12 protein-coding genes are annotated in these 13245 nt (G+C 41.7%); 8 read left to right on the top strand and 4 right to left on the bottom strand.

What is annotated here, in order from left to right:
* Nucleotides 1-270 precede the first annotated feature (270 nt).
* The 8 genes from DXK30_RS07405 (at nt 271) to tsf (ending at nt 8837) form a co-directional block, all read left to right on the top strand.
* Nucleotides 271-1530 (top strand): multidrug effflux MFS transporter, encoded by a 1260-nt coding sequence (locus DXK30_RS07405; RefSeq protein ID WP_114701168.1) that lies wholly within the window; start codon nt 271-273, stop codon nt 1528-1530.
* 356 nt (nt 1531-1886) lie between these two features.
* The gene (locus DXK30_RS07400; protein ID WP_114701167.1) at nt 1887-2756 is read left to right on the top strand and encodes a substrate-binding periplasmic protein; all 870 of its coding nucleotides are present in this window, start codon (nt 1887-1889) and stop codon (nt 2754-2756) included.
* 12 nt (nt 2757-2768) lie between these two features.
* Nucleotides 2769-4949: an ATP-binding protein gene (locus DXK30_RS07395; protein ID WP_114701166.1), complete on the top strand. Its 2181-nt coding sequence runs from the start codon at nt 2769-2771 to the stop codon at nt 4947-4949.
* A gap of 61 nt (nt 4950-5010) precedes the next feature.
* Nucleotides 5011-5373, top strand: a complete 363-nt coding sequence (locus tag DXK30_RS07390) for a response regulator (RefSeq protein WP_057758425.1) — start codon at nt 5011-5013, stop codon at nt 5371-5373.
* A gap of 30 nt (nt 5374-5403) precedes the next feature.
* A complete protein-coding gene (locus DXK30_RS07385) occupies nt 5404-5853 on the top strand; it encodes a chemotaxis protein CheX (RefSeq protein ID WP_057758427.1) in 450 nt (149 codons plus the stop codon).
* A 35-nt stretch (nt 5854-5888) separates the two neighbouring features.
* Complete coding sequence (locus DXK30_RS07380; RefSeq protein ID WP_057758429.1) at nt 5889-6338, top strand: chemotaxis protein CheX; 450 nt, start codon at nt 5889-5891, stop codon at nt 6336-6338.
* 465 nt (nt 6339-6803) lie between these two features.
* Nucleotides 6804-7595 carry a 30S ribosomal protein S2 gene (rpsB, locus tag DXK30_RS07375; protein ID WP_057758431.1) on the top strand — a complete coding sequence of 264 codons (792 nt, stop codon included), beginning with the start codon at nt 6804-6806 and terminating at the stop codon, nt 7593-7595.
* Between the two features lie 360 nt (nt 7596-7955).
* On the top strand, nt 7956-8837 hold the full coding sequence (gene tsf / locus DXK30_RS07370) for a translation elongation factor Ts (protein ID WP_114701165.1): 882 nt from the start codon (nt 7956-7958) through the stop codon (nt 8835-8837).
* 156 nt (nt 8838-8993) lie between these two features.
* Here tsf and DXK30_RS07365 read toward each other — a convergent pair whose 3' ends face one another.
* The 4 genes from DXK30_RS07365 to hflX all read right to left on the bottom strand — a co-directional run bounded on the left by DXK30_RS07365 (nt 8994) and on the right by hflX (nt 13214).
* Entirely contained in the window at nt 8994-9800 is an 807-nt protein-coding gene (locus DXK30_RS07365; protein ID WP_114701164.1) for a lytic transglycosylase domain-containing protein, read from the bottom strand.
* A gap of 486 nt (nt 9801-10286) precedes the next feature.
* Nucleotides 10287-10976, bottom strand: coding sequence for an LrgB family protein (locus tag DXK30_RS07360; RefSeq protein WP_114701163.1), 690 nt, complete (start codon nt 10974-10976; stop codon nt 10287-10289).
* Nucleotides 10977-10992: 16 nt separating this feature from the next.
* Nucleotides 10993-11427, bottom strand: a complete 435-nt coding sequence (locus tag DXK30_RS07355; RefSeq protein ID WP_114701162.1) for a CidA/LrgA family protein — start codon at nt 11425-11427, stop codon at nt 10993-10995.
* Between the two features lie 353 nt (nt 11428-11780).
* Nucleotides 11781-13214 carry a ribosome rescue GTPase HflX gene (gene hflX, locus DXK30_RS07350; protein WP_114701161.1) on the bottom strand — a complete coding sequence of 478 codons (1434 nt, stop codon included), beginning with the start codon at nt 13212-13214 and terminating at the stop codon, nt 11781-11783.
* Nucleotides 13215-13245 lie beyond the last annotated feature (31 nt).

Here is a 13245-nt window from a genome sequence, read left to right as displayed (position 1 = left end):
ATTTTGATAATTTTTTTTGATGAGTTTTAATTGTTAGCGGTTGTTTCGCTACTATCTTATAGCCATTGAAATGCAAGCAAATAGCACGATATAGCATTGTCTGCTTGCACTGATATGGGTAAAGATGCACTATTGTTGTTAAAGGCATCTATCTTTCATACTGAATAAGCCAGTAAAATGACGAAAGCCTACCGAATAACAGGTGCAAGCCCTTAAACGTCGAAAAATAAAATATTAAAAATAATAGCCACTATATAAAACGGTCTAAATATGTCTGCTTCAAAACCCTCCCTCCCAAACAAACCTATCGCTTCTGAGCGAGTGCGCTCTGCCGATTTGCCTGTCGCATGGATTATGATGCTTGGGCTGATGGTGGCGGTAGGACCATTATCGATTGATATGTATCTGCCAGCACTTCCATCGATGGCAGATGATTTCGGTGTTTCAACGGCATTTATGGCCAACTCTGTTCCTGCATACTTTTTGGGCTTGGTATTTGGGCAGCTATTTTACGGACCCTTCAGTGACCGTGTTGGCCGTGTCAAACCTTTATATATAGGTATGACGCTGTATGTTGTCGCTTCTATTCTTTGTGCGACCACTGATAATGAGTACGTACTTTTTGCAGGCCGTACCTTACAAGCATTAGGCGCTTGTGTCGGCGCAGTAGTTACTCGTGCCGCAATTCGCGATCGCCTTACGGCCAAGCAAACGGCAAAAGCTTTTTCCATCATGATTTTAGTGATGGGCTTAGCACCCATATTAGCACCATCGCTTGGCGCGCTATTCTTACAGTTTTTTGATTGGCATTCTATATTTTGGTTTTTAGCAGCATTTGGTGCTCTAAACTTGCTACTCACCAAGTTTTTCTTTTTTGAAACCTTGGCCGAAGAAAATCGTAATGTACGTCCCGCAAGAGAAGTGCTTAGTCAATATTGGGATCTATTAAAAGACCCAACCTTTAACTATCCAGCAATTGGTGGTGGATTGTTGATGGGAGCGATGTTTGTCTATATCAGCTCAGCCTCTGAGCTGATTATGGATACTTACGGCGTCTCAGCAACGCATTTTGGTTGGCTATTTGGCATGAATGCAGCGGGTTTTGTCGGTTTGACTCAACTTAATCAATGGCTCACCAATCGCTTCCGTATATTAAGTATTTTGCGATTTGGCACGATGATGCAGGTTGTCTCTGCAGGGGTGCTGTTCCTGATTGGTCTGCTCTTAGGTACCGATGCTTGGTTACCACTGGTGCTGGCCTGTATTTTCTTTTGTATTGCCGGATTGGGTTTGACTCAGCCTAATGCTTCTGCAATTGCACTCGCTTTTCAAAAACGCCGTGCTGGTATGGCAAGTGCATTGCAAGGCTCGTTGATGTTCTCAGTCGGCATCTTCGGCGGTTTATTATTAAACCTGTTTCCAGTCAACCCAGTGCTCAAGGTCGGTATCGCGATGTTCTCACTAATGAGTCTCGGTTCCTTCTTGATTTGGAAGATTGATCGTAACCTAAACTTGGATGATGCAGAGTAAGCACCTCTATTTTAAGTTAACTATATTTTAAAAAGCACTCATATGTTCAAGACGTATGAGTGCTTTTTTTTATGCGCTTTATATATTTTTATTCAGAGCAAAACTAAATTCTACAGGTACTCTGAACAGTGGAGTTTATTGATTATAAACAAGTATATGTTGTTCAAAAATATATGCAGACTTTGCTATATATAACTAACCGTAGATAATGACCAAACATAATTATTGCAATCATAAAATTAGACAAGTATTATCTAACGTAACTTTCTGTAAGCAAATATGTATAGACATTACTTAATATTGCTAGATTGTCATTCATTAAGATGTAAACCAACGTTAGGTTTCAAGGATAGATTATGATGCAGTTATATCGAGCGTTACCGATTCTATTGAGTGTTGGCCTATTTGGCTGTGGAAACTCTTCTACTCAAGAAAGCGCAAGCGCACCAGTAAAGGAAAACACAGATAGCTTTGTGAGTAAGTTGCCTGATACAGCGCCAACTATAAAGGTGGCTACAACCGGTACGATGCCGCCGTTCTCGTTTCAAGATGATTATGGAAATATGCAAGGTATTGATATTGATTCAATTCGTGCTATCGGTGAAGAACAAGGTTTTAAAGTCGAGTTTTATAAAGAGACCTGGCAGAACATGTTTGACACGGTAGAGTCTGGTGGTCGTGATCTAGCAATATCAGGTATTTCTTATAAAGATGACCGAGCTGTCAAATATGGACTCTCTAGTCCTTATTTCTTTAACCCATCTTCAATTATGTACAAAAATGCTGACTTGAAAATCAATCGTATAGATGATTTGCAAGGCATGCATGTGGCAGCGATGGAAGGCTCGAAGCAGGAAGACCAACTTAACGCTATGGGTAAATACAGCCAACTGACGACTCGAAGCACTGCTTATTTATTGTATGAAGACTTGATGCAGGACAAAGTCGATGTCATTTTGCATGACTTACCAATCCTACAGTTCACAGCAAAAAACCATCCAGAGTATGACGTTACTATCGTCGCTTATGAGGGCGAAGACAACCCATCAGCACAGCAAGTTATTCTGATGGCAAAAGGCAATAATGAACTAATTCGTAAAGTGGATGAAGGTATTGCCAAGCTCAAACAAAAAGGAACGTTTAAAGAGATTGAGAATCGTTGGTTGGGCGCAGCAGAGTCTGCTGAAAAGAGTGATTCTGATACTAATACTAAGCAAGTGAACTAAGGAACTCTGAAGATGGCAACCGTACCTAATGTCGACAATAAGCGCTATCAAGGTCTGATTATTTCAATTGCACTATTTTTATCTCTAATCGGTGCTTTGCTTGCGTTCACGTTTTATACCTCAAACTTATTAGAAAGAAATACCGCTTTAATTGACCAAACCAACCAAGTTGCAAACAGTGCACAGGCGGTAATTAAAGATCTTTTCGACTTGGATAGCAGTTATGGTGAGGATACTAAGTCTCCACACATACAACGAGCATTGAGTCGTTTAGAGCAAAACACGACGTTGATTACCAACTCTATTGCTGCGATTGAGCAAGGTGGCACGATCACAGATGAAGAAGGTAATAGCTACGATTTACCAAAAATTGATAGCAATGCACAAACCAACATTGCTGCTGCCAATGAGCAATGGAAAGCGCTAGAACCCAAAATTCAAGCATACTTAAAAGATGCTGATAACGTTATGGTGCCTTCTGCTGATGAATTGACCCAAGCAGTTGAGCAGGCTAAAACATCAAGTTTGTTTATTAACGATTCTTTAGATAGTCTGACAAAAGATGTATTTAATAGTGCAGAGCGTCAAGCAACTACTATTCGTCTTATCCAGGTACTTGGTGTTGCCGCTATCTTTACCTACTTCCTAATCTTCGTATTCTTCTTTGTACGTCGCCTACGTGAGACGGATGCTGAAGCACTTGCCGCTCGCCAAGAAACGCAAGAGATTATGGAAACGGTAAATACGGGTCTTTTCCTACTTGATAAAGACTTGAATATTGGTCAACAGCATTCTCGTGCGCTTAACAATATCATCGGCTCTGATCGCTTGGCAGGGGAAAACTTTACCAATGTCCTGCGTGGCCGTATCTCTGATAAAGACCTCAAGACCACACAGCAGTTCATTGAACAGCTCTATAACCCTCGCGTTAAAGAAAAATTGGTAGATTCACTTAACCCGTTGAATAAGGTCATGTTGCATAACCTGTCTGAAGACAAGAGTCTTGATAATCGCTTCTTAGATTTCAAATTCTCACGTGTTTATGACAATAAAGACATTGCCCGTATCTTGGTCAACGTTAATGATGTATCAGATGCAGTCTATTTAGAACAGCGCCTAGAAAAAGAGCGTTCGCAAAACGATATGCAGATTGAGATGTTAACGACTATCTTGAATGTGAATCCAAAAATTATTAATGAGTTTATTGGTAATACCCAAGCGCATATCGAGAAGATGAATAATATCTTAAAAAATCCTGGTAGCTCGCAGTATGAGCTTGAAGGTAAATTAAAAGCTATTTATCGTGAAATGCACAGCTTAAAAGGCGAGGCATCAGCACTAAAACTACACAGCTTTACGAAGATTGCTTCTGATGCTGAAGACAAGTTACATGCATTACAAAACCAAGGTCAGTTGTCTGGTAATGACTTCTTACCATTAGCGGTACATTTGGATGATTTGCTTAGCTTATCAAATACGATTGCGACGTTGGGTGAGCGTATCAACCGCTCAGCACCGACAGCAGCTAAGTCGTCAACCGTACAAGCACCAGTCGTTACTCAAAATCCAGTAGCAGACCATGTAGCTAGCAATGCTGACTTTGATGGTGGGCTAGATATCGACTTAGACAATGAAACAGATGACGATTTATTGTCTTTCTACAATGAATTTACAAAAGAGATTGCTGCAAGACAGGGCAAGCGAGTACAGCTAAAAAGTACGACGCTGACCCAAACGAGCATTCCGGCGCATCTTGCAAAACCAATCAAAGAAATCAGTATTCAGTTGCTGCGTAATGCGGTAGTCCATGGTATCGAGTCGCCAAGTGTGCGTCATGCTACTGGCAAACCTGACGTTGGGACCATTGATTTGGAAGTACAAGACAACGGTTCAAACTTTATGTTGGTTGTGCAAGACGACGGACAAGGCATTAACTATGACAGCATCCGTAATAAACTGATTCAAGAAGGTCGTTTCGGTACGGAAGAGGCAAATCAGCTTAGCAAAGGTGACTTGCTCAAACAGCTGTTCTCTTCTGGATTCTCTACCAAAGAGCATGCAGATGAAGACGGTGGTCGCGGTGTCGGACTTGATATCATCAAAGCGAAAGTAAAAGAGTATGATGGCAAGCTTAACGTAAATAGCGAGCTGGGTCAGATGACACGGTTTGTCATTACTTTACCTAAAGCTTAATCAAAATAGTAATTATATTGTCAGGGACGACAAGCACTTCATTAAAGGTAGTAGATAAGTTATGCATAAGTTAATGATTGTTGATGATTCAAATATTATTAGAAACCGTATTCAGCGCGCATACGATTCAGGAAAGTTCATGCTGGTTGCGACAGCGACCAGTGGTGTCCAAGCCATCGAAAAGTTCAACGTCCATCGTCCTGATGTGATCACCATGGACTTAACCATGCCACAAATGGATGGGCTAGAATGTATTGAAAAAATCATCGCGATTGATCCTGAAGTACGCATTTTAGTGGTATCAGCATTATCGGACAAAGCCACAGGCATTGAAGCATTGTCACTAGGTGCTAGCGGCTTTTTGTGCAAGCCTTTTTCAGAAGAGGAGCTTGTAGAGTCTTTGTATGAGCTGATGCAAGACTAATACCATTCATCGACCAAAGTAGATGTCATTATGAAAGAGCAAAAGCTACAGATTTTTTTAAGTATTATTAGTAATTATTTTGACCAGTTTGGGGGAGAAGAGCTTATTGCTGATACTCCTTACTTACTAGAAAACAAACAGCCAAAAGTCCACGATTATACGGGCGTGATTGGTATATCTGGTGGCCAAAAAGGCGTGGTATATTTTTCGGCGACGCGTGACTTGCTGTCTTCAATCTTAGACAGCATGGGCGAAACCGATAAAAGTGAAGAGAACTATGTAGATCTGGCTGGGGAAGTGGCCAATACCATCGCAGGCAATGCACGCAAAGAGTTTGGTTCAGAGTTTCATATCTCTGTACCATTTGTGTTCAAAGGTGCGCCGCAAAGTATTGTATTGCCGAACGATGAGCGTTCTTTTATCATCCCCATCACTTGGCATTCTCAAGTAGGCGAGATTGTGGTTTGTTTGCAAGACTAATGCTGCCACGTAATACAGATGGATATTAATATATTATGGTTAAAGTAGAAAAATTGGGTGTGTTTCTAAGCTCGATCAATGCGTTTTTTGCGCAAATCGATGGCTCGGAAGTGTCAATTGATACCCCTTACTTGAACAACAACAAAAGCGCGATTGGCTTTGATTATAGCGGTGTCATTAAGATATCAGGTCCTTTAGAAGGCTGCGTCTATGTCAGTGCACCAAGCGTGATGTTGCGAGAAGTCATCAAAGTGATGGGCGAGCCTGACTCTTCAATCACCATGATGAAAGATTTGTTGGGTGAAATGGCCAATACAATCTCAGGTAACGCTCGGACAGAGTTTGGTTCAGAGTTTATTATCTCTCCGCCGCACATTGTGGAGAGTGCGCCAAGCGTGTCTTATTTGCCTAAAGACCGTCAAAGCTATATCACACCATTTACGTGGCGTGGTTACAAGGCGGTCATTGGTATTTGCATTGCATAAGTTGTAGTCAGTCCTCTATAAACGAGTGATAACTATAAAAGAGTGACAGTGTTGACCTTGCTTGAAAAACAGCTATTAAAAAGATAATCATGAAAAAAGCGATGCAAATGTGTCGCTTTTTTTTGTTTTATTATCGCCGTAGTTTGTTTTTATCTTATTGATACACTACAAACAAACTGCTGGAGATTCTGAAGCGTTATGTGATAAAATACAGCGCAGCTATTTTTTATAATTCACTTTATAGTTTAGATTTGAGCATTTGCTTCAATCTAGCGATAGCTTCTTTTTTTAAACCAACCAATGACACACACATCATGGCAAAAAATTGCTGGGTGTTTGGCGACTTGATTAATTTGTGATCTGTTAGTGCTTTACTAATGAAAACTAACCGGTAGCAGATGCGTGTCGCTAAATAGGCTGTTTTTGTGATGTGGAGGCATAACCCAACCAATAGGATATATTCTCATGGCTACAAAGAATCCAACCAAAATCGAAATGCGCGACTTACTACAAGCAGGCGCTCACTTTGGTCACCAAACACGTTTTTGGAACCCAAAAATGGGTCCATACATCTTTGGCGCACGTAACAAAATCCATATCATCAACTTAGAGCACACCGTAAAAGCGTTCAACGAAGCGTTGACTTACGTAAACGGCCTAGCTGCTAAGAAAAACAAAGTATTATTTGTTGGTACTAAACGCGCTGCAAGCGGTATCGTACGTGAGCAAGCAGCTCGCGCTGGCATGCCATACGTTGACCATCGCTGGTTAGGTGGTATGTTGACTAACTGGAAAACTCTACGTCAGTCAATCAACCGTCTAAAAGAGCTAGAAAAGCAAGCAGAAGATGGTACTTTCGCTAAGCTGACTAAGCGTGAAGCACTAGAGCGTACTCGCGATATGGAAAAACTTGAGCGTTCACTAGGTGGTATCAAAGATATGGGCGGCCTACCTGACGCTATCTTTGTAGTAGACGTAGATCACGAAGCTATCGCTATTAAAGAAGCCAAGAACTTGGGTATCCCAGTTATCGGTATCGTTGATACTAACTCTAGCCCAGACAACGTTGACTACATCATCCCAGCTAATGATGATGCTATCCGTGCTGTGACTTTGTACGTAACTTCTATGGCTGATGCTATCATCGCTGGTAAAGAATACGCACAAACTCAAGCTGGTGGTAAAGCTGAGCAAGCACCTGCTGCAACTGAAGAAGCGCCAGCTGCAGAAGAAGCTGCTGCAACTCCAGCAGAATAAGTAGCTGACTTAAAAAGTTTAACTTTGTAAGGATGCCTTGATAGTGTATCTATCAGCATCCATATAATGTTTTGAACAGCGTATAAGCTCATAATAGGCATGATGTAGTTTTACTCGTCATGCCTTGTTATTGAATAAAGCCTTATTAATAACGCCATGCATATAAGCGAGCAGCTATTGGGCGAGTATTATCGCTCCTACTGGTTATATCGCTGTACTGTATAGATGTTATTTGTTTGACATCATTTATGGCTATATTAGTAATCGTTCAAAACGAGCTGTCTGCTAGATTTTAAGTAATACTAAGATATTGAATAGAAATACAGCACTCCTATACATAACTATACTAAGGTGACTCTTATGACAGAAGTAAAAGTATCTGCCAAAATGGTAAAAGAATTGCGTGACCGTACTGGTCTTGGCATGATGGAATGTAAAAAAGCGTTAGAAGAATCAAACGGTGATGTTGAAGTTGCCATTGATAACCTACGTAAATCTGGTCAAGCTAAAGCAGCTAAAAAAGCGGGTAACATCGCAGCTGACGGCGCTATCATCATCGCTCAAGGCGAGAACAAAGCATTCTTGCTAGAAGTTAACTGCCAGACTGATTTCGTTGCAAAAGATGACAGCTTCACTGCATTTGCAGAAAAAGTTGCTAACCTTGCATTAGAAAACAACGTAACTGACGTTGCTGCTATCTCTGAATTGTCTTATGGCGAAGGTCAGACTGTTGAAGAAGCACGTGTATCGCTAGTACAGAAAATCGGTGAAAACATCCAGATTCGCCGTGTTGAAACACTTGAAGGTGCTAACATCGCTGCATACCGTCATGGTCTACGTATCGGTGTAGTTGTATCTTATGAAGGCGGCGACGCTGACACTGGTAAAAACCTTGCTATGCATATCGCTGCATTCAACCCTGTTGCTGTAGATGATGAAGATGTTGCTGCTGACGTATTGGCACGCGAAAAAGACATCATCGAAGCAAAAGCTCGTGAGTCTGGCAAGCCTGACAACATCGTTGAAAAAATGATCGAAGGTGGCCTACGTAAGTACCTAGACGAAGTAACTTTACTACGTCAGCCATACGTTATGGACAACGACAAGAAAGTTGGCGAAGTCTTAAAAGCTGAAGGCGTAAAAGTACTTGGCTTCAAACGTCTAGAAGTTGGTGAGGGCATCGAGAAGAAGCAAGAAGACTTCGCTGCTGAAGTTGCTGCAACTCAGGCTGCTAACAAGTAAGTACCAAATAGTATTGGATCAGGCTGTGAGTACTTAATTGTGGCTTACAGTTTGGCTTTATTACTCTTAATGCATCAATATATAAAGCATCCAAACATAAAAAAGCCCATTAATTCGTTAATGGGCTTTTTTATGTCTGACTTTTAGATAACTGGCTTAGCGTAAAGCCGCATAGGCCGAGTTGGCATAGCTAGCACTATTCACATTGCTGCTGGTACCGTAACTGACATTCTGTAAGCCATTACTGGTACTGGTGCTACTAGCTTGATTGTTAGCACTGATACTTGCACCAAACAGTCCTGCATCATTCTTATACAAGCTATGATAACGGCTCATTACTCTTTGAACATAGTTACGTGTTTCTTTAAACGGAGGGATGCCACCGTATTTATCGACATTGCCTTCACCCGCATTGTAGCCTGCGACAGCATGTTCGATATTATTATTGAAGCGGCGCATGAGCCACGCGATATATTTGGCTGATCCTTCGATATTATCTGCAGGGTTCCAAGGATTGCTTACATTGAAGCGGCGCGCAGTCGCTGGCATCAACTGCATCAGGCCTTGCGCGCCCACTGGTGAGCGTGCGTTTGGATTGAAAGCTGATTCAGTGTGCATCATCGCTTTCATTAGGGCAGGGTCAACACCATTGCGCTCAGCGGACGCACGAATGTAACTGTCGTAAGAGTTGCGACTTCCGCTGTTGCTAGCGGCACTGCTACCATAGCTATCGCTGCTTCCGTCATACATCTTAGAGTCTTTATAATAAGTTACTTTTACTTTTTTCGTAAACTTATCGAAATTTCCACTAGGATTGACGTTGGTCAACAGTACTTGTCCACCTTTGTCTTTGTAGATATACATGTTGCCTGCATTGGCAGCGACAGAAAAAGTCGAAAGAGCAATAGCACTTAGTAAAAGGGGAGATAAGCAGCGAGTAATCAAAGTAGCCGTATTTATCATAGTAAAATCACTTTTTATCGAATAACAGCAAATTATTTTGCCTACATATGCGTTGATTTAGGCGCTTAAGCGGTTACTGATTTTGCAGAATTATTTAGCCCACTGTAAGGACAGCAGCTGAGCAATTATCACTTTCAATAAGAAACCACTTGCAATAGATACAAAAAATAATAGTTGCTTACTATAACATATAATAACTTTTTGACGCATCAGATTGACAAACTAAGTTGTAAAATTCAATTTTCATTGTCAAATAATCTTAGATAAATCAATATACTAAATTTTCTAAGTGACTTAATGAGCCATTTGTAGTGGGTTTTTTGAGTTGATAAATTTAGACAAATAAAGTGTCTCAATTTTTTAAGAAATAATAATGACATTTGAATAGTCGAGGTGATTTTCAATCTGAAATTAACAGTAGATAAGCCTATTAATGGTTCAATTCTTAAAAATATAAGAATAGTTTAGGTAGACTTTCAGTGATGACTAGATGCCAATAGCGCTGATAAAGATAGGTACCCAAACCGCGGTAACCAACCCGTTCACTGCCAAGCCAAATGCAGCATAACGTCCGGCTGTGTGACTGATTTGCCATGCTTCTACAGTACCAAATGCGTGAGCCGCTAGTCCCAGTGCTAGACCTTTAGCACGGTCATCATTGATACCGCGGAACAAAAATCGCGCGACCGTACCACCTATCAGACCTGAGACGATGATAATTAGGTTAGCCATTGCCAATGGTGCTTTGATTAAATCTGCTACGCTCAAGCCAATCGGCGTCGTAACAGAGCGGGTAGCGAAAGCCAATAGGGTCTCATGACTGAGCGAAAATAAGTAAGCCAACGACATAGGCAGTAATGCGCCAACGATGCTAGCAATAGCAACAATTAGAGTGAGTTTTTTGACTGGTAAGCCTTTGAAATTCATCGCCGCCAATGGCACAGCCAAGAGTACCGTGACATATCCCAACAGATGGTCAAATACAGGTTTCGCCGCGCTGTAATAGTTGTTGTAATCCCACTGCAGTACAAATAGGAAAACAAGCACTAGGACAAGTGCGGTAATGACCATCGGTAGCCATGATAATTTACGTGCCAATACACGTGCAATTACGTGTGCTGCCAAAGTTAATAATATTGCGGCTAGGGTTGCCATAAATACGCTGTCAAAAGTCATAATATCTCTCCGCAGCTCACGGCTGTCCCTTTTGCTCAGTAGTAGTCGTACTATCAGTATTTGCAGCATGGTTGAGCCAACGATTGGCCAGTAATGCCAGACCCCACAATGGTATGAGCGTACTAACAATCATCGTTATCATCACACCCAATAGCTCATCTCCTAGAGCAAATAGCAACAAACCTGCACCAGCAGAAACAGGTAAAAAGGCAAAACCACTATCGACTAGTAAAGTATTACTGGCCTGTGTGAGCCAGCTTGGCAACCCCTTCAACAGTCGCCACGCTATCAGAATAACGAACATCGCAACTAAACCGACAATATTGGCTGCTTTTTCGATGCCTGCCATTTGACAGATAATAACCGCCGTTTCTCGGACAATGATAACCATGGTCAACGTTAGAACTAACGCAAGCCACAGTGGGATATGGGAGGAGTGAGCAGGCTTCATAAGCAATTCTGGCCAAGTCAGATATAAATGGATGGTGTAAAAAACAAAATGCGTGGTTGTACCAAGAACACAACGTAGAAAATGATGTTATGAGTGCTGATGGTAGCAATGATTCATTTTTGAGATATTAACGCCATCTATCAATATTTGTTGAATGTATAACAGGCGATTATATAGAGAGTGAGGCAACTAATAAAGCCTATGCACCATGACCAGTTATATTCAAAAAAAATAGACGATATCAATGGATACCGTCTATTCTATTTTACCCTACTGTATAAAAGCTTGCTGTCTAATAGTATGAATCAAACGTTCATTCAACGACTGCCACGAACAATCACTTTCAGCAGCTACTACTTTTCTGAATCAGCTGTTTGTGAGTTGAGTGCATTAAATTCGTCAAATGCTCTTTCTTCTTCTGCTGTCATTGTCAACTCTTCAACTTCATGTTCGTCATGCTGCTCAAACTCCTCAAGTACAGGCATCAGCAATGTTGCTTGTGCAAGCGGTAACACATCGGCAGGCTTGAGATTGGCTTGTCCGAGTAGTTGTCTCAGTCTATCGCTTGGCAAGCGAATGGTTAAGCACTCATGACCGCTATCATCATAGCTTTCTTCTTCAATAACACCGAGCTCGTACAAAGTGTTTTTCAACTGTCCTGCATGATAGGGCAACGTCAAATCAAAAGTGGTTAATGTGCCAGTCAGTAACTGCTGCACGGCTAATGACAACTCTTCTATGCCTAAGTTCTCTCTAGAAGACACATAGACACGGTTAGGTTGACCTTCGCTAGCATAACTAATACGTGCAGGCTCATCAGTCACATCAATCTTATTATAGACATTGAGCACAGGCACATCGTTATCAATTTCAGCAAGTACATCTTTGACGGCCTGAATCTGCTCATGCATGTCATCACTAGAAGAGTCGATGACATGTAATAATAAATCTGCCTCTAGCGTCTCTTCCAATGTTGCATGGAAAGATTCAACCAATTCATGCGGCAGATGACGGACAAAACCTACCGTATCAACCAATACTACACGCCCCACACCTTGCCAGTCTAAGCGGCGTAGCGTTGGATCGAGTGTGGCAAACAGCTTATCAGCAGCGTAGATGTTTTCATCCACCAAGCGATTAAATAAAGTGGACTTGCCCGCATTGGTATAACCAACAAGTGAGATAGTTGGTACGTCTGATTTTTGGCGACGGGCTCGACCTTGCGCACGAGTTTGTCTGACTTTCTCAATTCTACTTTTAAGTTGCATGACACGCACTTGTAGCAAGCGACGATCGGTCTCAAGCTGGGTTTCGCCTGGTCCACGCAGACCAATACCCCCTTTTTGACGCTCCAAATGCGTCCAACCACGTACCAGACGCGTTGATAAGTGGTTAAGCTGAGCCAGCTCTACTTGCAGTTTACCCTCATAAGTACGGGCACGCTGCGCAAAAATGTCTAAAATCAAACCAGTACGATCCAACACACGACACTTCACTAGCGCTTCGATATTACGCTCTTGGGATGGCGATAAGTTATGGTTGAACAGTACGATATCTGCGTCATGTTCGCGCACCAGTTCTGCGATTTCTTCTGCTTTGCCGCTACCAACGAAATATCTGGCATCGGGGCGTGCACGTGAGCCTGTGACCAATGCCAAGCGATCGGCACCTGCTGAATCTGCTAGTAGTTCAAATTCGCCTAGATCATCAGGATCTTGAATTTGGCGGATGTCTAAATGTACAATAATGGCGCGTTCGCCACCTTCATGTCTTTCAAAATAATCCAAAGAGTATCACCTATTTAATAAAGTAAATATA

The organism is Psychrobacter proteolyticus (assembly GCF_003350005.1).
Taxonomy (GTDB): Bacteria; Pseudomonadota; Gammaproteobacteria; order Pseudomonadales; family Moraxellaceae; genus Psychrobacter; species Psychrobacter proteolyticus.
The sequence above is the reverse complement of the archived record's forward strand: the minus strand, read 5'-3'. Positions and strand labels throughout refer to the sequence as shown.